The sequence below is a fragment of the Paenarthrobacter sp. AR 02 genome (assembly GCF_021538675.1).
Taxonomy (GTDB): Bacteria; Actinomycetota; Actinomycetes; order Actinomycetales; family Micrococcaceae; genus Arthrobacter.
The window spans coordinates 26,326-50,287 of record NZ_JAJUKH010000012.1 but is presented as its reverse complement, the minus strand read 5'-3'; the positions used below and the strand labels follow the sequence as shown (position 1 = coordinate 50,287).

The 23,962-nt window shown below is 63.6% G+C and carries 24 protein-coding genes; 15 read left to right on the top strand and 9 right to left on the bottom strand.

From position 1 onward, the window contains the following. Nucleotides 1-34: 34 nt before the first annotated feature. Nucleotides 35-1,324, top strand: coding sequence for an MFS transporter (locus LRQ04_RS17995; RefSeq protein WP_235521765.1), 1,290 nt, complete (start codon nucleotides 35-37; stop codon nucleotides 1,322-1,324). Here the strand turns inward: LRQ04_RS17995 and ribA are convergent. Further along, on the bottom strand, nucleotides 1,311-3,149 hold the full coding sequence (ribA, locus tag LRQ04_RS17990; RefSeq protein ID WP_235521675.1) for a GTP cyclohydrolase II RibA: 1,839 nt from the start codon (nucleotides 3,147-3,149) through the stop codon (nucleotides 1,311-1,313). The genes LRQ04_RS17995 and ribA overlap by 14 nt on opposite strands. A 147-nt stretch (nucleotides 3,150-3,296) precedes the next feature. Here ribA and LRQ04_RS17985 point away from each other — a divergent pair, with 147 nt between their 5' ends. Next, the gene (locus LRQ04_RS17985) at nucleotides 3,297-3,557 is read left to right on the top strand and encodes a hypothetical protein (RefSeq protein ID WP_235521674.1); all 261 of its coding nucleotides are present in this window, start codon (nucleotides 3,297-3,299) and stop codon (nucleotides 3,555-3,557) included. 57 nt (nucleotides 3,558-3,614) lie between these two features. Here the strand turns inward: LRQ04_RS17985 and LRQ04_RS17980 are convergent, their stop codons facing one another. After that, the gene (locus tag LRQ04_RS17980; protein ID WP_235521673.1) at nucleotides 3,615-3,968 is read right to left on the bottom strand and encodes a TraR/DksA C4-type zinc finger protein; all 354 of its coding nucleotides are present in this window, start codon (nucleotides 3,966-3,968) and stop codon (nucleotides 3,615-3,617) included. Nucleotides 3,969-3,974: 6 nt separating this feature from the next. Then, nucleotides 3,975-4,457, bottom strand: a complete 483-nt coding sequence (locus LRQ04_RS17975) for a pyridoxamine 5'-phosphate oxidase family protein (RefSeq protein ID WP_235521672.1) — start codon at nucleotides 4,455-4,457, stop codon at nucleotides 3,975-3,977. Nucleotides 4,458-4,675: 218 nt separating this feature from the next. On the opposite strand from LRQ04_RS17975, the gene LRQ04_RS17970 reads away from it, so the two are divergent. Further along, on the top strand, nucleotides 4,676-5,068 hold the full coding sequence (locus LRQ04_RS17970) for a hypothetical protein (protein ID WP_235521671.1): 393 nt from the start codon (nucleotides 4,676-4,678) through the stop codon (nucleotides 5,066-5,068). A 12-nt stretch (nucleotides 5,069-5,080) separates the two neighbouring features. Here LRQ04_RS17970 and LRQ04_RS17965 read toward each other — a convergent pair whose 3' ends face one another. The 3 genes from LRQ04_RS17965 to LRQ04_RS17955 all read right to left on the bottom strand — a co-directional run bounded on the left by LRQ04_RS17965 (nucleotide 5,081) and on the right by LRQ04_RS17955 (nucleotide 6,663). Beyond that, entirely contained in the window at nucleotides 5,081-5,671 is a 591-nt protein-coding gene (locus tag LRQ04_RS17965) for an MBL fold metallo-hydrolase (RefSeq protein ID WP_255774364.1), read from the bottom strand. Further along, nucleotides 5,568-6,185, bottom strand: coding sequence for a dihydrofolate reductase family protein (locus LRQ04_RS17960; RefSeq protein ID WP_235521669.1), 618 nt, complete (start codon nucleotides 6,183-6,185; stop codon nucleotides 5,568-5,570). Before LRQ04_RS17960 ends, LRQ04_RS17965 begins: the two co-directional genes overlap by 104 nt. Nucleotides 6,186-6,267: 82 nt before the next feature. Then, complete coding sequence (locus tag LRQ04_RS17955; RefSeq protein ID WP_235521668.1) at nucleotides 6,268-6,663, bottom strand: hypothetical protein; 396 nt, start codon at nucleotides 6,661-6,663, stop codon at nucleotides 6,268-6,270. 37 nt (nucleotides 6,664-6,700) lie between these two features. Here LRQ04_RS17955 and arfB point away from each other — a divergent pair, with 37 nt between their 5' ends. The 3 genes from arfB to uvrA are packed head-to-tail and all read left to right on the top strand — an operon-like array spanning nucleotide 6,701 to nucleotide 10,177. After that, entirely contained in the window at nucleotides 6,701-7,120 is a 420-nt protein-coding gene (gene arfB, locus LRQ04_RS17950) for an alternative ribosome rescue aminoacyl-tRNA hydrolase ArfB (RefSeq protein ID WP_235521667.1), read from the top strand. A 45-nt stretch (nucleotides 7,121-7,165) separates the two neighbouring features. Beyond that, nucleotides 7,166-7,570, top strand: a complete 405-nt coding sequence (locus LRQ04_RS17945) for a RidA family protein (protein ID WP_235521666.1) — start codon at nucleotides 7,166-7,168, stop codon at nucleotides 7,568-7,570. A gap of 39 nt (nucleotides 7,571-7,609) precedes the next feature. Next, complete coding sequence (gene uvrA, locus LRQ04_RS17940) at nucleotides 7,610-10,177, top strand: excinuclease ABC subunit UvrA (protein WP_374198977.1); 2,568 nt, start codon at nucleotides 7,610-7,612, stop codon at nucleotides 10,175-10,177. Nucleotide 10,178: 1 nt separating this feature from the next. Here the strand turns inward: uvrA and LRQ04_RS17935 are convergent, their stop codons facing one another. Next, complete coding sequence (locus LRQ04_RS17935) at nucleotides 10,179-11,927, bottom strand: pyruvate dehydrogenase (protein WP_235521665.1); 1,749 nt, start codon at nucleotides 11,925-11,927, stop codon at nucleotides 10,179-10,181. 93 nt (nucleotides 11,928-12,020) lie between these two features. On the opposite strand from LRQ04_RS17935, the gene LRQ04_RS17930 reads away from it, so the two are divergent. From LRQ04_RS17930 to LRQ04_RS17915, 4 genes are read left to right on the top strand one after another with little or no spacing between them, the layout of a single operon-like run. Then, nucleotides 12,021-12,239 (top strand): hypothetical protein, encoded by a 219-nt coding sequence (locus LRQ04_RS17930; protein WP_235521664.1) that lies wholly within the window; start codon nucleotides 12,021-12,023, stop codon nucleotides 12,237-12,239. Further along, entirely contained in the window at nucleotides 12,236-13,474 is a 1,239-nt protein-coding gene (gene ligD, locus LRQ04_RS17925) for a non-homologous end-joining DNA ligase (protein ID WP_235521663.1), read from the top strand. Before LRQ04_RS17930 ends, ligD begins: the two co-directional genes overlap by 4 nt. Further along, nucleotides 13,471-14,679, top strand: coding sequence for a cation:proton antiporter (locus LRQ04_RS17920; protein ID WP_235521662.1), 1,209 nt, complete (start codon nucleotides 13,471-13,473; stop codon nucleotides 14,677-14,679). Before ligD ends, LRQ04_RS17920 begins: the two co-directional genes overlap by 4 nt. Before the next feature lie 32 nt (nucleotides 14,680-14,711). Continuing rightward, nucleotides 14,712-15,173, top strand: coding sequence for a phage tail protein (locus LRQ04_RS17915; RefSeq protein ID WP_235521661.1), 462 nt, complete (start codon nucleotides 14,712-14,714; stop codon nucleotides 15,171-15,173). 19 nt (nucleotides 15,174-15,192) lie between these two features. On the opposite strand, the gene LRQ04_RS17910 is transcribed toward LRQ04_RS17915, so the two are convergent. Beyond that, a complete protein-coding gene (locus LRQ04_RS17910) occupies nucleotides 15,193-16,389 on the bottom strand; it encodes an NAD(P)/FAD-dependent oxidoreductase (protein ID WP_235521660.1) in 1,197 nt (398 codons plus the stop codon). Between the two features lie 3 nt (nucleotides 16,390-16,392). Further along, nucleotides 16,393-16,599, bottom strand: a complete 207-nt coding sequence (locus LRQ04_RS17905; RefSeq protein WP_235521659.1) for a DUF2945 domain-containing protein — start codon at nucleotides 16,597-16,599, stop codon at nucleotides 16,393-16,395. 266 nt (nucleotides 16,600-16,865) lie between these two features. Here LRQ04_RS17905 and LRQ04_RS17900 point away from each other — a divergent pair, with 266 nt between their 5' ends. The 5 genes from LRQ04_RS17900 to LRQ04_RS17880 all read left to right on the top strand — a co-directional run bounded on the left by LRQ04_RS17900 (nucleotide 16,866) and on the right by LRQ04_RS17880 (nucleotide 23,950). Then, complete coding sequence (locus tag LRQ04_RS17900; protein WP_235521658.1) at nucleotides 16,866-17,888, top strand: 3-oxoacyl-ACP synthase III; 1,023 nt, start codon at nucleotides 16,866-16,868, stop codon at nucleotides 17,886-17,888. Next, nucleotides 17,882-20,557 carry an alpha/beta fold hydrolase gene (locus LRQ04_RS17895; protein WP_235521657.1) on the top strand — a complete coding sequence of 892 codons (2,676 nt, stop codon included), beginning with the start codon at nucleotides 17,882-17,884 and terminating at the stop codon, nucleotides 20,555-20,557. Before LRQ04_RS17900 ends, LRQ04_RS17895 begins: the two co-directional genes overlap by 7 nt. Beyond that, nucleotides 20,554-21,534 (top strand): NAD(P)-dependent oxidoreductase, encoded by a 981-nt coding sequence (locus LRQ04_RS17890; RefSeq protein WP_235521656.1) that lies wholly within the window; start codon nucleotides 20,554-20,556, stop codon nucleotides 21,532-21,534. Before LRQ04_RS17895 ends, LRQ04_RS17890 begins: the two co-directional genes overlap by 4 nt. Nucleotides 21,535-21,581: 47 nt before the next feature. Continuing rightward, nucleotides 21,582-22,394: a hydrolase gene (locus LRQ04_RS17885; protein WP_235521655.1), complete on the top strand. Its 813-nt coding sequence runs from the start codon at nucleotides 21,582-21,584 to the stop codon at nucleotides 22,392-22,394. Nucleotides 22,395-22,801: 407 nt separating this feature from the next. After that, on the top strand, nucleotides 22,802-23,950 hold the full coding sequence (locus tag LRQ04_RS17880) for a glutathione-independent formaldehyde dehydrogenase (RefSeq protein WP_235521654.1): 1,149 nt from the start codon (nucleotides 22,802-22,804) through the stop codon (nucleotides 23,948-23,950). Nucleotides 23,951-23,962 lie beyond the last annotated feature (12 nt).

Here is a 23,962-nt window from a genome sequence, read left to right as displayed (position 1 = left end):
GGTCCTTCCCCGCCCTGGCGGAAGCGGCGACACCATGAATCCCGCCGCACGGACGATCCAACGTGTGTACCTCACACTGACGCTGGGTAATACCGTGGCGGCGTCCTTCATCTGGGGTATCAACACCCTGTTCCTGCTTGATGCGGGCCTCAGCAACCTGGAAGCCTTCGCCGCGAATGCCTTCTTCACGGCGGGCATGGTCCTCTTCGAGGTCCCCACCGGGGTGGTCGCCGACGGTTGGGGCCGCCGCGTATCGTTCCTGCTCGGCACCGTGACCCTGGCCGTGTCCACCTATCTGTATTACGTGCTCTGGCAGCTCTCAGCACCGTTTTGGATGTGGGCGGTGGTTTCGGTCCTGCTGGGCCTTGGCTTCACATTCTTTTCCGGGGCCGTCGAAGCGTGGCTCGTGGACGCCTTGCGTTTCTCCGGTTATGAGGGCGGGCTCGAATCCGTGCTTGGCCGCGGGCAAATGGTCCAGGGCCTCGCAATGCTGTTTGGTTCGGTCGCAGGTGGCGTGATTGCCCAGGTCACCAACCTGGGTGTGCCTTTCCTTTTGCGCGTGGGGGTGCTGCTTGCCATGTTTGCAGTGGCCTTCGGACTGATGCACGACGTCGGTTTCTCGCCTGAGCGCTCAACGCACCCCCTGCGTGCTGTCCGGACCGTACTTACGGCCTCGATAGACAACGGCCTGAGAAACCGGCCCGTTCGGTACATGATGCTGGCCGCTCCCTTTAGCGCCGGCGTCGGAATTTACGTCTTTTACGCCCTGCAGCCGTACCTTCTCGACCTTTTCGGGGACCCGAAAGCTTATTCCATCGCAGGCCTGGCCGCCGCGATTGTCGCAGGCTCGCAGATCCTGGGCGGCTGGTTGGCCCCGCACGCCCGGGGACTGTTCCACAAACGCACGTCGGTGATGATCCTCGCCGGCCTGGTGGGTGCCGCGATTCTCCTGGTCCTTGGATCTACACGCGTGTTCTGGGTAGCACTGGTGCTGCTGGCGTTGTGGGCCGTGGTGGGTTCTGCGGCTACTCCGGTCCGGCAGGCGTACGTGAATGACATGATCCCGTCGAAACAGCGGGCCACCGTCCTCAGTTTCGATTCGCTGATGGGTTCCAGCGGCGGAGTGGTGATCCAACCACTCCTGGGCCGCGGCGCGGACCTTTACGGTTATCCGGCGTCATTGGCCATGGCCGGCGTTATCGAGCTTATTGCGGTGCCGTTCCTGCTGGCGAGCAGGAAGCAAGGGGCGGCGGCGGACCGGGCCAGTACCTTGGCTGCGGAGCCGTCCCGGGAGGGCCCAGCAGAAACGCCTAGAACGACCTGACGGTGAACCCCAGGCCCAGCAGTCCCCGGCCTGCTTGTTCAACAATGGGGTCGAAGCTGAGCGTGGGATGGTTGAGGAGGACATTCACGTCCCTCTGGATGCGCTGCAGGGGATGCGACAAGCGGTGTGCGCTGCCGCCCGAACCCGCGACGATGAGCCTGACCGCGGCCTCCGACGCCTGGCCGCTGAGGGCAAGCGACAACCGGTACCGCGAGCGTTCGGTATCTGTTAGCTCCGTGTCGGACCGTCCGATCACCGCAGCCAGGATTCGGATGCCCTCCTCCCAATGCATCCTCGCGGTGGTAACCAGTCCGAAGGCCTCTGAGAAACGCGCTTGGGCCAGGACGGAGTCCGCTTGGCGCAGCTCCGTGGTGTTCTTGACCTTCCGCACCAGCAATTGCTCTTGAAACAGTTCCAGGGCATGCTCTGCGGCACCCAAAGCGGTGGACGGTGCCACCAGGTTCAACAGCGTCGCCATCGGGATGTGAAGCATGGGGTCGGGGTGGACCACGCTCCCGGGGTTGTCCGGCGCGACCAGGGTGGCCCATTCCAAAACCCGTTGGTCAGGAACGAAGAGCTGGTCCGCGCGCAGGTCGTTGCTGCCTGTCCCCCGCAGCCCTGCAGTATGCCAGGCATCGATCAATTCGAGCGCCGCGATGGGGACCAGCGCCTGGAGCCGGACACCGTCGCAGTCAACAGCCAGGAGCGCCCATTCCGAATGCATGACTCCGGAAGCAAAACTCCAGTGGCCGGAGATGCTGTAGCCACCGGCAACCTTTATGGCGGCACCAAACGGGGCACCCGTCGCGGCCGCCAGGGGAACGCCGCCAAAGGCAAAGACTTCGTCCTGGACTTCCTTGGGCCAGCGGGCCAGCATCCACACATGTTCCATCAGGTGCCCGGCGGTCCAAGCAGTTGATGCACAACCACGGGCAAGCTGCCTGACCACCCCGGCATAGGCCTCAACGCCAAACCCGTAACCTCCAACGCCCTTGGGCGCGAGGAGGCGGAAAACGCCCGCCTCCTGAAGGTCGTTCACTGTGGTTTCGGGTAAACGGCGGAGTTCTTCGGTTTCGGATGCGCGTGCCCTGAGGTGCGGGATCAGGGCTCCTGCCCGGGAGAGCAGAGTTTCAGGGCCCGGCATGGCTGGCTGGGGCAGTTCCAGCACATGTCCGGTCCGATCGCGCTTGGCTGCCAGGTAGAGCATGTTGGCCTCGGACGCGTGGACGCCGGTGGGGACGTGGTCGCCGATGTCGATTCCAAGGGCCGAGAGCTGTGCTGCCTTGTCCGGATTATTGCTGAGAAGCCGGATTCGGGAGGCTCCCATGGCCTGGAGCATCTGCGCTCCGGCGGAATAGTCGCGTTCGTCTTCGCCATGCCCGAGAACCAGGTTGGCTTCGTAGGTATCCAGTCCGTCGTCCTGGAGCGCGTAGGCATCCAGCTTCGAATACAGGCCAATACCCCGACCCTCCTGGCGAAGGTACAACAGGAAACCTCCGACGGCGGCAATCCTTTCGACCGCTTCACGCAGCTGTGGACCGCAGTCGCAGCGCTCACTGCCGAAGACGTCTCCCGTCATGCATTCGCTGTGGAGACGTACCAGGGGTGCCTCGGCTGTTTCGCCGTCCTGGGCGAGCAGGGACTGCTCCCATGAGCCCAGGGCCAGAAGGAGATGCTCCTTCCCGTCCGCCAAACCGTAGAAGGTGAAGACTTCCGCCGTCGTTCGGTACCCGTCGGGAAACTGCAGCGGCACCGTGACGTTGCTGCGAACGGTCGCCCTGGGCAGGGATGCAGCGGGCGGTGCGATATCCAGGCTGGCGGTCATGGCGGGTCCTTCAGGGTCGACAGGAAGGCATTACTTGAACCTTCAAGTTAACCGTACAGCCGATTAGTTGAGCCTGCAACTAAAAGGCGCAGGGTGAAGCTCCTTGCGGGAAGATGGGTGGACCTTCTTCTGAAAGCGTGGCCGACTTTGATTTCACTACTCCAGGATTCCCAAGGCTTCATCCGCATGAAACGCCACTTCCCCAGCGGCGTAGACATTCACATCACCTTCACTGACGGTACGCAAGAGATCCTCAGTGGCCAGCAACTCAACGAGGCCTACGACAAGGCCTTGGCGGATTACCGGGCGGGCAACCATCTCGATGCCAAGGGATTCTCCCGTGGGCCGCAAAAGAAGGTCCAACAGGGCATCGAGTATGTGCCGGTTAAACCCGGAATGGGCACGTAGCGCACACGCCTGTCGACCTTGGGCGGCAACGTCCGGAGACGCCTGCGCCCTGAAGCGCTAGAGCCTGCTGGAGGCGTGTTGCACGCACACCGGCGTCCACGGACGGGCCTCCAGCCGGCCCTCCGGTATGACCACGCCGCACACCGCGCACAATCCGTAGGTTCCGGCCGCAATACGCTCAAGAGCGGCGTCGATCTGGGCCAGGCCACGTTGGCTCTGCTCCAGGAGGGCGGACGCCTGCGAAAGTTCAAAGGCAATCGTGGCACCCTCGGGGTCGTGTTCATCATCGACGTTCGAGTCCTGCCGCGCATGGTTCACCGAGGTGATATCGCTGCGCAGCGCTGCGAGCAGGTTGAGCTTGACCGCCTTCTCTTCCTCCAGTAAGCGCCGGAACCGCTCCGGATCATCCACGGCAGCTCACAGTTCCACCGTGCCGCTTTCGCCGACGCTCATCCGCGAGTGGGTGACCTTGGATTTCACCCACTGCAGCACGGTCGCAGCCGTGCCACCAGGGCTGGTCCAGTATTCAGCCGATTCCGAGTCGACGCGCAAGAGGCAGACTTCCGGCGTTTCAGGGCCATCCGGGAACCAGGCTTCCACCGTCTGGTTCCACATGTCGCGGATTGTCTGCCGGTCCGTGATGACTTCGGCGTTTCCGGCAATAGAAACCCACTCCGTGTTCTTGCCGAATGACACATTGACCCGCGGATCACTCCGGACGTGCGCCACCTGGGAGGTGCCCAGTCCGGTGAAGAACCACATATCGCCGTCGTCCTTGACGTCCTGGACTGCCAGTGGACGGCTCACCAAGGCACCGTCTTCATTGACTGTGGTCACCATGCCGATCCTGGAACCATTGATGATGTCCGTAACTTTGCTGATGTCGCGCTCTTCTGTCATGTTCGCCTCATCTCTTCCCATTCGGGGAACACCCCCGCGGCCAGCCTATTAGTCAGTTTGCTTATTGACCACCGGTGGTGGCCGACGACGGCAGCAAAGGGAATCAAGACGGGCTCCTGTCCGTTTACTTTTCATGATGGTGTGACGTGGCAATGACCACGGGCGCCTGGGCTTGAGCGAACGGGCTTGAGCGACGACAGGAAGTGTGGGGACTGGCCATGACGTTGAACGAAACCATCGCCCATGTTGAGGCAGCGCACCTCATGGTCCGCGACGACAAAGAGTGGGACGCGCTATCAAAGAGTCTGTTGGACGCCTACAACATTCAGGACGAGGACCTTATTGAGCAGCTAAGGCCACCGTTCCTGCAGTCATGGCGGACCGTCACCACCTACGTCCTGCGTGACGCGTTCGATGCCACTGGGATTACCGTGGCGGATCCCCGCCATCCGTGGGGTATTGCGACGCTCATGGCAAACGGGACCAGCAGCGAGCCCATATTATGGCGGGAGACCAACGACGGCGGGGCGGGCTTTGAACTCCTGACCTTCTCCCAAGCCATGGCCCACTATGCCGACTGCTTGAAGGGTTTGCTCCCAACGGAGCCCTGACCCCCCGGCAGCTTAGTGACCCGACTCCGGGAGGCTCTCCGGTTGCCCGCTTAACAGGGCCTGGATTTGCAGGGCCGCATCGGGAACCTCGGCACCATGGGAGAAGAGAGTCCTCGCGGGTGACAAGGCACAGAGTTTCCGCAGCGACTTTTCCGCCATCGCCGCATCGGCAGTGAAGGCCGCTGGAGGCCTGACAACCATGCCACCCATGCTGCCCACGGCATCGCCTACAAACAACAGGCCCTCATCGTGGGAGAGAAGGCTGATGTGGCCCTTGGTGTGACCTGGTGTCTCGATGACCTGCAGCCCCCAGATCCGGTCACCTTCGGAAAGGGACCGGAGGGGCGCCGACGACGAAACCGAGCCGAGGTCTTCGCGGCCGATCCGGATCCTCGCGCCGGGGACCTTCCGCACTACCTCCTCCAAACCGCCCACATGGTCCGGATGTGAGTGGGTGAGGATGACAAGCCCCGGCGCTTCCCGTACCTTCGCGAGCTCTTCACACTCGACCAGCCCGTGGGCCGTCGATGAGAGTAGGAACGTACTCGAGCATTTGCAGCCCGCCTTCAAACCTCCTGCTGCCCACCATGTCAAGAGAGACATCCGGATAGCCGTCGTAAATCCGCTCCCGTCCCGTCCGGCCGGTGATGACCGGGAAAATGACCAGCCGATACCTGTCAACCAGGCCAGCGGCCAGCAGGGAGCGGCTAAGACTGAGGCTGCCCAGGGTCATCAACTTTCTGGTTCCGGATTCCTTCATCCTTCGCACTGCCTCCACTGCGTCACCGCTGACCAGCTCCGAGTTGGGCCACGCCAACGGCTCCTGCAGGGTGGATGAGAAGATCACTTTACGCATGGCGGCCAACCCGGTGAGGGCGGCGCCTTCTTGTTCGGAGAAACCTGAATCCTGGCCCGCGGCCTGTTCGGACATACCTGACATGACCCTGTAGGTATTTGCCCCCATCAGAGTGGTGAACTCCTTTTTGCCTTCTTCCTCCAGCCACGCCAGGTACTCCGGACTCTCCAGCCCCCACCACCCCGGCCAGCCTTCGGCTGAGGCGTAACCGTCCAAGGAAATAATCAAGTCCACTGTCAACGTGGCGGACGATTCGCTCATCTGGGTCTCCTGGTTTTGGCCGCACGGACCTGCCGTGCGCAAATGCTAGCCCCGCACCGATCGGGCGTTCAAGGGCCCGCAGCTAGATGATCACCAGGAGGAGTCCACCGACGGTACTCAGGAAACCAATGCCAGTGAGGATCCAGCCAAGAATCAGCACCGTGTTGTCATACCTTGGCGGCTCAAGGGAGCATCTGGAGGGGTGGCAGATATCGTAGTGGACCAACACCGACCGTGATGTGAGGCTGCCATCTGTCGCCGCGACGTCCAGGAGGACTTTCTGTTCCTCATTGCGTTGGTCCACCCAGTGAAGTCCCAGGTATCCCCCGGCGGTGAACTGTTCGCCGTCGGCCGTCGTCCATGGACAGCGGCGCCTCGCAACAACCCACGCGATGATCAGCAGAGGCACGCCGGGGACAAACCCCACCCACGTCATCATCTCAAGAATGGGGCCGAGGAAATCCAGGGAACCGGCCATGACAAGATCCTAGCGTGGGGCGTGCAACGCTTAATCCATGGACTTGGACATCCCGCCCTTGCTGAAAATCCCCGCCGCTGAACTCAGCTGGCGATTTTCGCGATCCTCGGGCCCGGGCGGGCAGCACGTCAACACCACCGACACCCGCGCCGAAGTGATGTGGAACGTCGTTGAGTCCCTTGCCGTCACTGATGAGCAACGCCAACTCCTGCTTAAGCGTCTCGAACGACGACTCGTCTCCGGCGTCGTCACCGTGACGGCGTCCGAGGAGCGGTCCCAGCTTCGCAACCGGGAGCTCGCCCTTGCCAAACTGGCCGGCCTCATTGCGGCGGCCCTCGTTCCCGAGTCCGTCCGTCGGCCTTCCAAACCAACCCGTGGCTCGGCACGACGCCACAGGGCTGCCAAGGAACAACGGTCGGCAACCAAGCAACAACGACGTCGGCCTGCCGCCGATTAGCGGCGCCCCCTTTTGGCCGTCGACGCCGGATGGCACCATACCCTCATGTCACCTATTCAGCGTCTCCGCCCACCCGGGTTGGTCAACAGCCCCGCCTTCAGCCACGTCGCCGTCGTTCCCCCCGGCGCAACAACCATCTATGTCGGTGGTCAGAACGCCGTCGACCAGGACGGAAAACTGGTTGGAGAAGGCGACGCGGCCATCCAGTCTGCCCGCGCACTGCACAACGCCAAAACTGCCCTCGAGGCTGCGGGCGCGGGCCTGGAAGACGTCATCCAGTGGACTGTGCTCTTCGTCGAAGGTGCCGACCTCCCGGCAGGCTACGGAGCGATTGCCGCCCAGCTCGCCTCCAAGGAGCCACCCCTGGTGACTGCGGCATTCGTTGCAGGCCTGGGCGTCCCTGGTGCGCTGGTGGAGATCAGTGCGGTAGCCGCCGTCGTCAGCGGTTAGGGAACGGCACGGGCGCCAAACGCCGATAGAGTCGTATCAATGGACAGCAAACTGATGATGACTCAAGGGCCCGGTTCCGATGCTGCTGCAGCGCAGTCCCCTGCCGAGGACGGCTTCGTGCGGGTCCACGGGGCACGCGAGAACAACCTCCGCAACATCGACGTCAGTGTCCCCCGCGATTCGATCGTGGCCTTCACCGGGGTTTCCGGTTCAGGGAAGTCCTCCCTGGCCTTCGGCACCATCTTTGCCGAAGCCCAACGCCGCTACTTCGAATCCGTGGCCCCCTACGCCCGACGACTCATCCAACAGGGCCACAACCCCAGGGTTGATTCCATCACCGGCCTGCCACCCGCCGTCGCTCTCCAACAACGCCGCGGTACCGCCACTGCCCGCTCGAGCGTGGGAACAGTGACAACCCTGTCGAACTCGTTGCGGATGCTCTTTTCACGTTCCGGGACCTACCCGGAGGGCGTAGGGCAACTCGATTCCGACGCCTTCTCCCCGAACACCGCGGCAGGAGCCTGCCCCGAGTGCCACGGTCTGGGTACCGCCCACACCGTCACCGAAGCGTCCTTGGTCCCTGATCCGACCCTCAGCATCCGGGATGGTGCCATTGCAGCCTGGCCAGGGGCCTGGCAAGGGAAGAACCTCCGCGACATCCTGACACACCTGGGCTACGACGTGGATACTCCCTGGCGAAAACTTCCCAAGAAGGACCGCGAGTGGATCCTGTTCACCGAGGAGCAACCGGTGGTCGAAGTGACCCCGCAGCGGGATCGGGTGGCCAAGCCATACAAAGGCCGGTTCTGGAGCGCCAGGAGCTACGTCCTGCACACCTTGGCCGATTCCAAGAGCACCACCATGCGAGAGCGTGTGCTGCGCTTCATGGTCAGCGGCCCGTGCCCGCGCTGCGGCGGCAGCGGTCTGCGGCCGGAGGCGCTGGCGGTGACCTTTGCCGGGAAGAACATCGCCGAACTCAATGCGCTGCCCATGACTGAGCTGGCCGACGTCATCCGGCCGACGACCAAGCTTGAGTCAGCTGGAACAGCTTCCAGAAAGCATGTTTCCGGCGAGGTCACCGAAGTAGCCGTTGCCATCACCCGAGACCTGCTCAAACGCGTCACGGTACTGACTGACCTTGGCCTCGGATACCTGGCGCTGGGCCGCCAGACGCCCACGCTTTCCCCGGGCGAAATGCAGCGGCTCAGGATTGCCACGCAGCTGCGGTCAGGGCTCTTTGGGGTGGTGTATGTGCTCGATGAACCGTCGGCGGGCCTGCACCCCGCCGACGCCGAGTCCCTGCTCGATGTCCTGAACCAGCTCAAGGCCTCCGGCAACTCCGTGTTTGTGGTGGAGCACAACATGGAATTCGTGCGGGCTGCCGATTGGTTGGTTGATGTTGGTCCGCGCGCAGGTGAAGGTGGCGGGGAGATTCTCTACAGCGGGCCCGTATCCGGCCTCGCAGACGTTGAGGAGTCCGTGACGCGGCCCTTCCTTTTCCCTGCCGGCAGCTCTGGTGGCAAGCAAAAGAACGACGGCGGTTCTGCCGCCACCGGGCGTCGGCCACGCACAAGCCCACCCCGTGAAGCAACAGAATGGCTGACGCTTCACAACATCAACCGGCATAACCTGCGCGACCTTGAGGCCACATTCCCGCTGGGTGTCCTGACAGCCGTGACAGGAGTTTCAGGTTCTGGAAAATCAACCCTTGTCAGCCAGGTCCTGGCCGAGGTGGTGGGCGCGGCGCTTCATCCCGGGAGCCTGGAGACTACGGACGGGGACGCAGCCGACAGCGCGGGAACAGTTTCCGGACTCCATGGGCTGGACCGGCTCGTCAAGGTCGACCAGAAGCCCATTGGCCGTACACCCCGGTCCAACCTGGCGACGTACACCGGCCTGTTTGATGGTGTGCGGAAAGAGTTCGCTGCCACCGAAGACGCCCGAGCCCGCGGCTTTGGCCCTGGCCGCTTCTCCTTCAACGTCGCCGGGGGCCGCTGCGAAACCTGTCAGGGCGAAGGATTCGTCGCCGTGGAGCTTTTGTTCCTGCCCGGCAGCTACGGTCCATGCCCGGAATGCCAGGGCTCACGGTTCAACCCGGAAACCCTTGAAGTGAAGTACCACGGTAAGAGCATCGCCGATGTCCTGGGCATGACAGTGGAGGCTGCGTCTGACTTCCTGTCCGGGCTGCCAGGCGTCGCACGCAGCCTGCAAACCCTGCTGGAGGTGGGCCTGGGTTACCTTCGCTTGGGCCAGCCTGCCACCGAACTCTCCGGTGGTGAAGCCCAACGCATCAAGCTCGCCACTGAGCTGCAGCGCGTTCAGCGGGGGCACACCCTTTACGTCCTCGACGAACCCACCACGGGGCTTCACCCCGCTGATGTGCAGCTCCTCATGGCGCAACTGCACCGGCTCGTCGACGCGGGGAACACCGTGATCGTGGTCGAACACGAGATGGACGTCGTTGCCGGGGCCGACTGGGTGATCGACCTCGGTCCCGGCGGCGGCGACGCCGGCGGCACCATCATTGCCGCCGGGCCGCCCGCCGTCGTCTCGCGTTCCACCAGCAGCCGGACGGCACCCTACCTGGCCGCCACCTACGGGGGCTGAGTCAGCGTCGCGGGATGTTCCGCAGGTTGCTGCGGGCCATGCTGACAGCCTCACCGGCACCGCGGTTCAACACCACCTTGGACATCGCAGTGGCAAAGCCGATGACCTGTGAACCGGAGATCTTCGGCGGGATGGACAGGGCGTTCGGGTCCGTAATGAGCTCCACCAAGGAAGGGCCGGGATGCGCGAAGGCCTCCCGGTAGGCGGCCTCAATGTCAGCAGGATCCGTAACGCGCACGGCATGGAAGCCCAGGGCCTTGGCCACGGCCGCGTAGTTGGCCTCGGGCACATCCACACCGAAGTCGGGCAGCCCGTCCACCAGCATTTCGAGCTTGACCATGCCCAGCGTGGAGTTGTTGAACACCACGACGTTGACCGGCAACTTATGCGCGGCCACAGTGACGAGTTCGCCCAGGAGCATGGACAAGCCGCCATCACCGGACACGGAAACCACCTGCCGTCCCGGATAGGCCAGCTGCGCACCGATGGCATGGGGCAACGCGTTCGCCATGGAGCCGTGCAGGAAGGACCCGATCAGGCGACGGGTACCCAGCGGGTTGATGTACCGCGCGGTCCAGACGTTGCACATTCCGGTGTCGGCCGTGAAGACGGCGTCCTCCGCAGCTACCTGGTCGAGCAGCGATGCCGCGTATTCGGGGTGAATGGGTTGCTTCTTCTCGACCTTGCGCGTGTAGGCACCCACGGCCTTGTTCATGAGGCGATCATGCTTTTTGAGCATCTGGTCCAGGAAGCGGCGGTTCTTTTTCGGTTGCACCAGCGGCAAGAGTGCTTTCAGCGTGGGGAGCACGTCGCCATGGACTGCGATGTCGACGTCGGTCCGACGCCCCAACCGCTGGGCGGCGCGATCCACCTGGGCGGTCCGGGTGTCGGGCAGGAACTGGTCATAGGGGAAATCGGTACCCAACAGGATGAGCAGATCGGCGTCCTCGATGCCCTCGGCGGCGGCACCATAACCGAGCAGTCCGGTCATGCCTATGTCGAATGGGTTGTCGTATTGGACAAAATCCTTGCCCCGCAACGAGTGGCCTATGGGAGCGTTGATCAATTCAGCCAACGAAATCAATTCACTGTGCGCACCTTCGACGCCCGCGCCGGCGAAAATGGCGACCTTTCCGGCGTCGTTGATTGCTTTCGCCAGTTCCTGGACGCTGGTTGGATCAGGGACAAGGCTGGCGGGCCGGAAGGTCGCGGGCAGGGGCGTTGGCGCGGTGGCTTCCAGTCCCGCAATATCGCCAGGCAAGGTGACCACGGCGACTCCACCCAGGCCAAGTGCGCTCTGGATGGCGCTGTGCATGACCCTGGGCGCCTGTTCGGCCGTGCTGATCATTTCGGAGTACACGGAACACTCGTTGAAGAGCCGGTCCGGGTGGGTCTCCTGGAAGAAGCCACTTCCGATCTGCTTGCTTGGAATGTGGGAGGCTATGGCCAAAACGGGTGCGCCGGTGCGGTTGGCATCGTAGAGGCCATTGATCAGATGCAGGTTCCCCGGGCCGCAGGAGCCAGCGCAAACGGCCAGTTTGCCGGTGAGCTGGGCCTCGGCAGCGGCAGCAAAGGCGGCAGCTTCCTCGTGGCGGACATGGATCCAGTCGATGCCGCCCTTGCTTGACCCGCCTGTTTGGCGGACTGCATCGACCACCGGGTTGAGGCTGTCCCCCACTATTCCGTAGATCCGCTGCACCCCGGCAGCCTGGAGTTGTTCGATAAGCTGGGTGGCAAGTTCCTTCGCCATAATGTGCAGGCTCCCTCAGTTGTGGCGGTGGGCTGACATGGCCAAATATAGTCGCCCAGCCTCCGAGCGGTCTGCGCATCATGGTGCCGAGGCATGAGTCTGCTCAGCGCGGGGGTTCATCGGCAAGGGACAACCCGAATTTTCGACCCTGACGGGCTCGTGAAGCCGGGCAGGATCAATAAGTTCAACCAGCAATTTCTGCATTTCAATGTCGGCCCGCTTTTCCGCCCGCTTTTCGAGGATGTTTTTACCGGACTTCTTCTTCTGGGACTCTGGCTGGAACGGTTGTTGCTTGCTAGCGTGGCCGCATGAGCCCCTCCAAGACGCCGGCGGAGATCCTGGACGTCGACGGCGCCGAAGTCCGCATCTCCAATCCGGATAAGGTGGTTTTCCCCGAGCCCGGGCTGACCAAGATGGACCTGGTCCGCTACTACCTGGCGGTCGCTGACGGTGCCTTGCGGGGAGCCGGGGGTCGCCCCATGGTCCTCAAACGCTTCCCGAAGGGCATCGATGCTGAGCCGTTCTTTCAAAAGCGCGTGCCTGAGAACCATCCGGAGTTCATCGATACAGCAACCCTGCACTACTCATCAGGCACCTCCGCTGAAGAAACCGTCATCAGGGATGCCGCGGGCCTGGCATGGGTGGTCAACCTGGGATGCCTTGACCTGAACCCGCACCCAGTACGGGCCGAGGACCTCGAGCACCCGGACGAGCTCCGGGTCGATCTCGATCCGATGCCGGGGGTGGACTGGTCACAGATCGTGGACACCGCCTACGTCGCGCGCGAGGTAATGGCCGATGTCGGACTCGTGGGGTGGCCCAAAACCAGCGGTTCGCGGGGGCTCCACATCCTGGCGCGTATTTCGCCGCAGTGGTCCTTCCGCGATGTTCGGCTGGCTGCAGAAACGCTGGCGCGTGAAGTGGAGAACCGCGCCCCGGGGCTCGCCACAGCGCGGTGGTGGAAGGAAGAACGCGGCGAAAGCGTCTTTGTCGACTTCAACCAAAACGCCAAGGACCGCACCGTGGCATCAGCCTATTCGATCCGGTCACTCCCCGATGCCAGGGTATCGACGCCGCTGAGCTGGGAGGAAGTGCGGACCGCCCAACCTGAACAGTTCACCGCACTTACGGTTCCGGTCCGCTTCGCCGAATCCGGCGATCCCCACGCGGGCATTGATGACGCCGCGGGTTCACTGGACGGCCTTCTCGCACTGGCCACGGAGCTCGGGCCGGCAGAGAAGGCGCCGCGGGCCGGTGACGGATCGGGCAGGAGGATGTCCAGCATGCCGCTCATTGAGGTGGCCAGGACCAAAACCAAACCGGAAGCACTTGCAGCACTCGAACAGTGGAAGGCAGGCCATTCCGACCTCACCTCCGCGCTACGCCCTGCGGATGTCCTTATTGACGGGATGCGGGGTTCGAGTTCCCTTTGGTACCGGGTGCGCATCAACCTCCAACACATACCGGAAGAACACCGTCCTGCGCAGGAAGCCCTGGTAGCCAACTATGATCTCTGGGCCGGCAAGGATTGGCCCGGCCGGCCGTGACATCGGCGACGCCCATGCAGGATCTGTCCACTTCATTGGTGCTGATAGCCCTGCTCGCCGTGGCAGCGCCGCTTGCGGCCCGGTTGTTGGATCGTGTAGCCAAGGTCCCGATCGTGGTCTTCGAGATTGGCTTGGGAATCCTGTTGGGCCCGAGCCTGCTGGGATGGATCGAGTCGACCCATTTCACCGACACCCTGGCCGACTTCGGCGTTGCCATGCTGTTTTTTGTCGCCGGAAACGAGATCGAGTTTTCGACCATCCGGGGCAGGCCTGCCAACCGCGCAGCAGCGGGTTGGGTGATCTCCCTCGCCGCGGGCATCGGCGCCGGACTCCTGCTGGCTCCAGGCCCGGAAGCGGCCGTCATCATTGGCATCGCCTTATCCTCCACTGCGCTGGGTGCCATTCTGCCGATCCTTCGTGATACGGGAACCTCAGCCTCGCCTCTTGGGATCGCCGTAACGGCTCTCGGGGCAGCCGGCGAGTTTGGGCCGCTGATCGCCATCTCGCTGTTCTTCAGCGGGCGCCACGTAGGCATTGCGTCGGTGGTATTGGTGGGTTTCGTTGTCCTTACCGGTGTTGCGGTCTTCGTCGCTTCCCGCGCACGCCACACCGCGTTCCACGCCCACGTGGCCCGGACCCTGCACACGAGCAGCCAGTTTGCTGTCAGGTCCATCATGCTGATCTTGAGCGCCCTGGTTGTGCTGAGCATGGTGTTGGGCCTTGACATGCTGCTCGGTGCATTTGCCGCCGGAGTCCTCTGGAAAACCGTCATGGCCAGGGCGCCGGAGCAGGACCGGAAGGTGGTCGAAACGAAGCTCGACGCCATTGCGTTCGGGTTCCTGGTTCCGGTCTTCTTCATCGACGCCGGTATCGACTTCGACCTCACTGCCCTGACCTCCAGCCCCGCCACCCTGGCGCTGGTCCCGTTGTTCGTGGTCCTTTTGCTGGTCATTCGCGGGCTGCCATCACTCCTCGTCGCTCCGCCGGGCTCCTCACCCAACGAGAAGCGGGCCTTGATCCTGTTCGGGGCCACCGGACTGCCCATCATTGTTGCCGTGACCGCCATCGGCCGCGACCAAGGGCTCATTACCAGCGGAATCGCGTCGGCACTTGTAGGGGCCGGGATGATCTCGCTGCTGCTCTTCCCACTCTTGGCGCTCCGTCAGGTCCGGCCACGGCTCAGGACGGACGTGCGGCCGGGTTAGCATGGTGCCGACACTTTCCATAAGGAGGCTGCATGCCGCACATCGTTGATTTCGAGAAGGTTTCCACCGAAGGGCTGGAGACCTCTCCGGTGGCAGAGGCCCTTGCGGGCCTGCGCGCCAACGAGGCCCGTTATTTCCGGAACAAGTACCAGCACGTGTTCTCGGTGAGTCCAGCCAGCGAGGTCCCCGATGTCGTTGAGCGGGTGAGCCGTATCCTCCGCGAAGAACGCGGGATCGTTATCGACTCGCCGGCCCTTGAAGCCACTGCCTTCGAAGTCGAGGGGCTGAGCATGGCCTACGTTTTCTACAAGTCCGGGCTGTCGATCAACGTGATGTACGGCATCGAGGGCGGCAAAAGGGCTGTCGGCTTCAAGCTCTCGGACGGCATGGAAATTCCGGCGGAACTGGCCGCCAACTTCAAGTTCGCCAGGCAGAAGTCCAAACTGGCCGGAGTCATCCGCGGCTCGTACTTCGTCATCAAAGGCGAGTACTAAGCTCCTGGAGACCGTGCCGTCAGGCGCGACCCCGAAGGATCAGCCGCCAATAAACCTGCGGGAACATGATCCTGTCCACCCACCAGGAAAGACGGCTCTCCTTCCACGTTGGCACCTTGGGGATGGTTGGCATGGGCTTGTAGCCAATGCCGAATTCGGCAAAAACCACCGTATTGCGGGAAACCGTGAACGGGCACACTGAGTAGCCGTTGTATTTCTCCGTGACGGGTTTTCCTTCCCGGGCCGCCACGAGGTTCCTGGCGAGAACCTTGGTCTGCTTCCGCAACGCGCCGCCGGACTTCGAGTTGGAGGTGCCGGCGGCATCGCCCAGGGCCCAGACATTCGGGTACCGGGGGTGCTGCAGCGTTTCAGTGTCCACCTCGACGAAACCACTCTGGTCCCCTGCCGCCGGGAGATCGGTTGACGTGAGCCAATCGGGCCCCGATTGCGGTGGTACAGCGTTGAGGACCTCGTAATGCAGTTCTTCGATGGTATCCGAGGAATTGTCGCGGATGCTTGCTGTTCGGCTGAGAGCGTCCACGGAGACCAGTTCGCTGTTGGTCCGCAGCTCGATGCCGTACTCGGCTATCTTGCGGTCCAGCTCCCGGTCCACCTCCGGAACGCCGAACACCGTTGGATAAGGCTGGACCATCACGACGCGGATTTTGTCGAGGACGCCCATTTCTTTCCAGTAGTCACAGGCCAGGTACATCGGTTTCTGGCTGGCGCCCGCACACTTGACGGGGCCGGTAGGCATGGTGAAGATGGCCGTGCCCGAACGCAGGGCGCTGAGCAGGCTCCAGGTTTTGGGGGCCAGCTCGAATTCATAGTGGGACGATCCATAGGGCGAGTTCACGGCCTCCGCCAGACCTGGCACTGCTTCCCAGTGGTACTGCAACCCTGGGCACACTACCAAGTGCCCGTAGTCCACCGACGTCCCGGACTCAAGCAGCACGGTGTTGGCTCCCGCATCGACGCCTGCTGCCTTGTCCTTGATCCAGGTGACTCCCTTGGGCATCACGGATTGCTGGCTGCGGACAGCTTCCTTCACTTCGGCACGTCCACCCGCGATGTGGGAAAACAACGGTTGATACAGGTGGTGGTCGCGGGGCTCGATGAGGGCAACGTCCTTGTCTCCATACCGCATCAGGCGGGCGGCCAGGGAGACGCCGGCGTTGCCACCACCGATGATCAATACCTCGTGCCGCGTCGCCATGCGCTACTTCTTCTCGGTCAAGGCTGCGCCCTTGTGCGCCGCCCTGGCCCCGGTCTTTTCCGACTCGACGACGTATTGCGGCTCATCCTCGCTGGCGCGGTGCGTGTTCCCGTCCAATTCGAAGTCGCTGGTTTTCTTCTCCACGATCTTGCCCGTGGTCTTGCCCTGGGAGGTGTTCCACTCCACGCGGGTCCCTTTGCTCAACGTCATGTCCGCTCCTGGTAAGTGGTGGTCTCCCCTAAGATGCTCCCTAATAGTAAGCATCATGATCATTTCCCGATAGTCCTGGCTGCCACGTCATAACATCCTCCGGTTGTCTGTCATGCTTAAGGGTCGCCATTTTTAAGCGCAGGGCACTGCCGCGGAGTTATGGGGAAAGCCGTACCCGGAGCACAACGGCGCTTTTGGGCTTGGAACGGCGTAATAGGGGTACAGTCACCGCAGGAACGCGGGACAGAAACGAACAGGGGCTTGAATTGGCAGGGAACGCAACCTTCAGGCACAGCAACACCGCTCTGCTGTCGGTTAGTAGCGTCGAGGCTCCACGGATCGTCAGCTCCTCGGACTTCGATCGGAAGCTGGCTACCACCCTGAAGCGGTTGAAGTTCCCGCCGCGGCTGCTGGAACGCGTCGCGGGCGTCACGCATCGGCGCTGGTGGGCGGCCGGAACATCCTTTGACGATGCCGCCGTCGAAGCCGGAGCGAAAGCGTTGGCCGATGCCGGCGTCGAAGCTTCCGAGATCGGCTTGCTGATCAACACCTCGGTGACCCGCCGCAACCTCGAACCATCCGTTGCAGTGAAGATCCACCACGAACTGGGCCTGCCATCCTCAGCCATGAACTTCGACCTCGCCAACGCCTGCCTGGGGTTCGTGAACGGACTGATCCTGGCCGCCAACATGATCGACTCCGGCCAGATCAAGTACGCGATCATCGTCAACGGAGAAGACTCGCAGCTGACCCAGGAGGCGACCCTCGCCAGGCTGCAGCGTCCCGAAACCACCCGGGACGATTTCAACCGGGAATTTGCCACGCTGACCCTCGGGTCAGGCGCCGCGGCCGCGGTCCTGGGACCGGCGGACGAGCACACCGGCGCCCACCGCCTGGTGGGCGGGGTGATGCGGGCTGGAACCGAACACCATGAATTGTGCGTGGGTGGCATTGACGGCATGACCACTGATACGAAGGGCCTGCTCGACGGCGGCCTGCAACTGGTGGTCGACGCCTGGCATGAAGCCCAGCCCGAATGGAACTGGACGGCCATGGATCGGTACGTGACCCACCAGGTCAGCAATGCCTACACTCAGGCGATCATCAACGCCGTGGGACTGGACCCCGACAAGGTGCCTATCACGTTCCCGCACTGGGGAAACGTGGGACCTGCTTCACTGCCCATGACCCTCGCGGCCGAGGCGCAGTCCTTGAGCGCCGGAGACAGGGTCCTGTGCATGGGTGTCGGTTCCGGACTGAACGCAGGCATGGTCGAAATCGTATGGTGACTGCCACCTGGCCGGGAGTACGCCCGGAATGGTCACGGACAGTAGACGTACCCTCCACTTCGGCCGCAGATGCCCCCGGAACCGTACGCACATGGCATCTCCTGGACAACGGCGAAGAGCTCGCGCGGAGGGGCATGACCCCGGTCGGCACCCTGCTCTGCGTGCATGGGAATCCCACCTGGTCCTACCTGTGGCGATCACTGCTGGCGGCCGGAACAGATCCGGCGCAGCTTTGGCGGGTCATCGCAGTCGACCAACTGGACATGGGCTACTCGGAACGTACCGGCGCATTCCGCCGCCTCGCCGACCGGATCAACGACCTGGGCGACCTCACCGAGACCTTGGGCTTGGAAGGGCCAGTCGTCACCGTGGGCCACGACTGGGGAGGCGTGATCAGCCTGGGCTGGGCGTTGGCCCACCCCACCCAGCTCACCGGAGTGATCCTCAACAACACAGCGGTCCACCAGCCATCCGAATCCAGGATCCCGCCTGCACTGCGGCTTGCCTTGCACCCGGCCGTCCACACCTGGGGAACGAGGACATCCGACTCTTTCCTGCGGGTTACACATTCGTTGGCGTCGCCTCCTCTGCCCGCTGAAGTGCGGAATGCCTACATGGCCCCTTACAGGGGCACCCACCGCCGTGGTGGAGTGGGAAACTTCGTGGCCGACATTCCCGTTGATGCGGACCACCCCAGCTTCCCCGCACTTGACGCCGTGGCCGAGGGCTTACGCACACTGAAGGTCCCCGCCTTGATGCTGTGGGGCCCGCGCGACCCCATTTTCTCCGACCGCTACCTCAAAGACCTGATCCACCGGCTTCCCCACGCGCAGGTCCACCGGTTCGAAGGCGCCGGCCACCTCCTCGCAGAAGACCGGGACATTGCCACACCTGTTTTCCAATGGTTGGCAGGGCAAGCCCAGGACAAAGACCGACACGGTGCCGGCACCCGGCCAGAAGCCATGGCGGATGGAGCGGCTACTCCGGAACCAGAAGCTTTCCGTCCCCTCTGGGACGAGCTCGGCACCCTGGCGGACTCTGACTCCGCCGCCGAGACGGCCGTTGCGGAAATGGCGTCCGATGGCAGTGTTGCACGGTCGCTGAGCTGGCACGGACTCAACCGCAGGGTGCTGGACGTTGCGGCCGGTCTCCGCGAAGCCGGTGTTGCCAGTGGCAGCCGGGTGAGCCTCATGGTTCCTCCGGGCGTGGATCTCACCGTGGCACTCTACGCCTGCCTTCGGCTGGGTGCCGTGGTGGTCGTGGCGGACGCCGGGCTGGGAACCAAGGGCCTGAGCCGCGCCGTCAAAGGCGCGACCCCTGACTTCCTGATCGGGATCGACAAGGCTCTCGCTGCGGCCGCCGCGCTTGGGTGGCCGGGGCGCCGGATCAGCGTCCAGGACCTTCCGGTGATCCGCCGTCGGGCCCTTAAGGTTGAAACCTCGCTGTCAACCTTGGCCCGGCGCGCCGCGGACGGCGCTGCCGAGCACAACGCTTCCGTGGACCCGGAAGCTCCAGCGGCCGTGCTGTTCACCTCCGGATCAACGGGCCCCGCCAAGGGCGTGCTCTACACCCACCGGCAACTGGCTGCGACGCGGGATACGCTGGCGGAAACCTTCGACATCCGTCCCGGCGCCCGGCTCGTGGCCGGCTTTGCACCGTTTGCCCTGCTGGGGCCCGCCCTGGGTGCCGTCTCGGTCACCCCGGACATGGACGTCACTGCCCCCCGCACCTTGACCGCCCGCGCGTTGGCAGATGCCGTTGCTGCGATCGACGCCACAGTGGTCTTTGCCGCTCCGGCAGCGCTGCGCAACGTCCTGGCCACCCGGGACGGGATCAGCGAAGCGGGACAAACAGCGCTGGACGGGGTCCAGTTGCTCCTCTCCGCCGGCGCCCCTATCCCGGAGCCTCTCTTGGCAGAGGTGCAGCAGTTGGTGCCGGGTGCTTCGCTGCATACGCCGTACGGGATGACCGAAGCCCTCCCGGTGACGGACATCAGCCTCCAGGAAATACAGGCCGCCGAAGCCGGCGTCGGGACCGTTAAGGGAGCCGGCAACGGCGTCTGTGTCGGCAGGCCGGTCCATGGTGCCCGAATTGCTGTCCTTCCGCTCGCTGAGGACGGGACAGCATCAGACTCCCCTCCCACGCTCGAAGCGGGCGTGACGGGCGAGGTCCTGGTCAGCGCACCCCATGTGAAGGACTCCTACGACCGGCTCTGGTTGACCCAGCAAGGAAGCGCCAGTCCTGCCGGCTGGCACCGGACCGGCGACGTAGGGCATTTCGACGCCGAAGGCCGCCTTTGGGTGGAAGGCCGCCTTCAGCACGTGGTCACCGCGCCCGGCAAGGCAGTGACCCCTATTGGTGCGGAGCAGGCCGTCGAGCGCTTGGACGGTGTTGGGCTGGCCGCCGTGGCAGGCGTGGGTCCCGCGGGCACGCAGGCGATTGTCGCCGTCGTCGAGACCGTCCCTAAGGTCCGGAAGGCGGGTCCCGCCGCACCGCACCTGGCCCAGCGCGTCCGCGCCGCGGCCCGCGAGGTCGGCGTCGATGTCTCCGCTGTGCTGGTGGTTGCCTCCCAGCCCACCGACATTCGGCACAACGCCAAAATCGACAGGGCCCGGCTGTCCGCCTGGGCTGCCAGGGTGCTGGCCGGCGGCCGTCCGGGCAAGCCATGAGGGTTCTGGTCACCGGCGCGAGCGGTTTGCTGGGACGGGAGGTGGCCCGGCTGCTGGTACGGCAGGGACACGATGTCACGACCTTCCAGCGAAGCCCTTCCGGTATCGACGGCGTCACCGATGTGAGGGGGTCGGTCACGGACGAGGACGCCCTCCGCGGCGCACTCAACGGCGTGACCGGGGTGATCCATCTCGCCGCCAAAGTGTCGTTTACGGGCCGGGCTGCCGAGTTTGACGAAGTCAACGTCCGCGGAACCGCGCATGTGCTCTCAGCGGCCAGGGCCGCCGGGGTCCGCGACGTGGTCTTCGTGTCCTCCCCGTCCGTGGCCAATTCAGGCGCCGCCATCGCCGGCATGGGAGCCGAGCCCGCCGACCCCAAACGTGCGCATGGCCACTATTCCCGGACCAAGGCTGAGGCCGAACTGCTGGCCCTCGCGGCGGATTCACCCGACTTTCACGTCACCGCCATCCGCCCGCACGTCGTGTGGGGACCAGGCGACACCCAACTGGTGGAGCGCGTCCTGGCCCGAGCAAAGCAACGGCGCCTGCCGTTGCTGGACGCCGGCGGTGCACTGATCGATACCACCTATGTGGACAATGCGGCGTCGGCCATTGTCGCTGCGCTGCACCGTATGGACCATGTGCACGGCAAGGCCCTGGTGGTCACCAACGGCGAGCCCCGGCCGATCGGCGAATTACTGGCCGGCATTTGCGCTGCGGGGGGAGTTCCCGCACCGGCGTGGGCCGTACCGGGGCGGGTGGCCCGGGCTGTGGGCTCAGTGGTCGAGAAACTCTGGATCGTGGCAGGACGCACAGAAGAACCGCCGATGACCAGGTTCCTCGCTGAGCAGCTCTCCACTGCGCACTGGTTCGACCAGCGCGAAACGCAGGACTTGCTCGGCTGGAAGCCCACGGTTTCCATCGACCAAGGACTGGCGAAACTCGAAGAATACTACGGTTCAAGGCGGCAAAGCTGAGGCCCGTACACTTACGGCCTGGCTAGGGCATGCCATAGTCTGGGCCCATGCTGATCTGCGCCACCTGCGCTGTTGAACGTGACGAACCTGTCCCTGCCCTCTGTCCCATCTGCGTGGACGAGAGACAGTACGTGCCCGAAGACGGTCAGCGGTGGACTACGCTGGCCGAGCTGGCCAGCGCCGGGCAGCACATCACCCTGGCGGAAAGCGAGCCTGGCCTCATAGGCATAGGGACCAAGCCCAAGGTGGGGATCGGCCAGACGGCCCAGCTTGTGGTGACTCCTGCCGGATCGCTGTTGTGGGATCCGGTCGGCTACGTCGATGAGCATGCAGTGGAGGCTGTCCTGGAACACGGTCCCGTCCTCGCGATAGCCGCCAGCCACCCACACATGTTTGGCGTCCAGGTCGAATGGTCCAAGATGCTCGGGGGCGTCCCGGTCCTGGTGTCCGAAGCAGACCGGGACTGGTTGGGCCGCGGAGGCCGTAACGTCACCACCTGGTCAGGCAGCGTGACGATCGCGGCCGGCCTGGTCCTTCACCAGACCGGCGGCCACTTCCCCGGCAGCGCCGTGGCGCATTGGGCGGACGGTGCGGACGGCCAAGGCGTGCTGCTTACCGGGGACAGCGTCTTTCCAAACCCGGACCGCCGTTCCGTTGCCTTCATGCGAAGCTACCCCAACCACCTCCCGCTCTCAGGTTCCATGGCACTGCGCATTGCCGCGCAGCTCGGCGAACTGAAATTTGACCGGATCTACGGCAACTTCAACAACAGGATCCCGTCAGGCGCGAAAGATATTTTGCTCAGCTCCGCCCAAAGGCACGCCGCGTGGTCCCGGGGAGACTTCGACCAGCTCTGTTGACCTGCCTTGCAACGCAGAGGAGCCTGCAGATTTGGTGCCCTGCCTCTCCCTCAGCGGGAACCGCTGAATGAAGCAAACAGGCTGGCCAATTCTTTTCGGTTTACCCTCGACTCTCATAATAAGCGTGCTTAGTATTGAGCCTCAAGCAGTTTCTCTTTTGCGGACGGACCGGCAGGAAGATAGTACTGGACAGCCTGCCGTCTGAACGCCTTGGGCCAACCAACCCCCTAAAAGCGACTCACTGGCAAGGACCTGCACGACCCATCTCCTGGCTGACTTAACACCCTTCTCCTGGGTGACGGCCGCGCCTTCCCTCCGGTCATGGTTCCGCACTCTTCTGCGACTCCCCCGCCGGAAGCACCATCGACATGGTCGAATCAGCAGGGCAAAAAGAAAAGGGCAGAAAAATGAAAGCAGTAGTTTACAAAGGGCCAAACGACGTCAGCGTCGAGGACGTTCCTGATGCCAAAATAGAGCACCCCGCCGACGTTCTGGTGCGGATTACGACAACAAATATTTGCGGCTCGGACCTCCACATGTACGAAGGCCGGACCAGCTTCGAACCCGGTCGAACCTTCGGGCATGAAAATCTCGGCGAGGTGGTCGAGGTCGGTCCCGCGGTGGACAATGTCAAAGTGGGCGAACGGGTAGTTCTGCCGTTCAATATTGCCTGCGGGTTCTGTAAAAACTGCGAGCGTGGCTTTACCAACTACTGCCTCACCATGCAGCCCGAGCCCAAGCTCGCCGGCGCGGCCTACGGCTTCGCGGACATGGGACCCTACCAGGGCGGCCAGGCCGAGTACCTCCGCGTACCGTACGGTGACTTCAACTGTCTACGCCTGGGCGAAGATGCTGTGGAAAAGGAACTCGACTACGTGATGGTCGCAGACATCTTCCCCACCGGCTGGCACGCCACGGAGATGGCCGGGGTGTACCCCGGGGACTCCGTAGTCATCTACGGCGCAGGACCTGTAGGCCTCATGGCGGCTTACTCCGCAATCCTCAAAGGGGCCGGCAAGGTCATGGTCGTGGACCGTCAAAGCGACCGCCTGAAGCTGGCTGAACAGATCGGCGCCATCCCGGTTGATGATTCCGCGGTGGATCCAGTGGAATTCGTCAAGGACCAAACCATGGGATTCGGGGCAGACCGGGGATGCGAATGCGTTGGGTACCAGGCGCACGATACCGAAGGTAATGAGCACCCAAACATGACCCTGAACCGGCTGGTGGACTCCGTACGCTTCGTCGGTGGCCTGGGCGTGGTGGGCGTCTTCCTGCCCCAGGATCCCGGAGCTCCGGACAAACTCGCCAAGGAGGGCCAAGTGGCCTTCGACTACGGCAACTACTGGTTCAAGGGACAGACAATGGGTTCGGGACAGTGCCCGGTCAAGAAGTACAACAGGGCCCTGCGCGACCTCATTGCCGGCGGTAAAGCCAGCCCCTCCTTCCTCGTCAGCCACGAGCTTCCGCTGGACCAGGCTCCCGAGGGCTACAAGAACTTCGACAACCGCGAAGACGGCTGGACCAAAGTTGTCCTCCACCCTTCCAACGCATAAAGCGTGACAGGG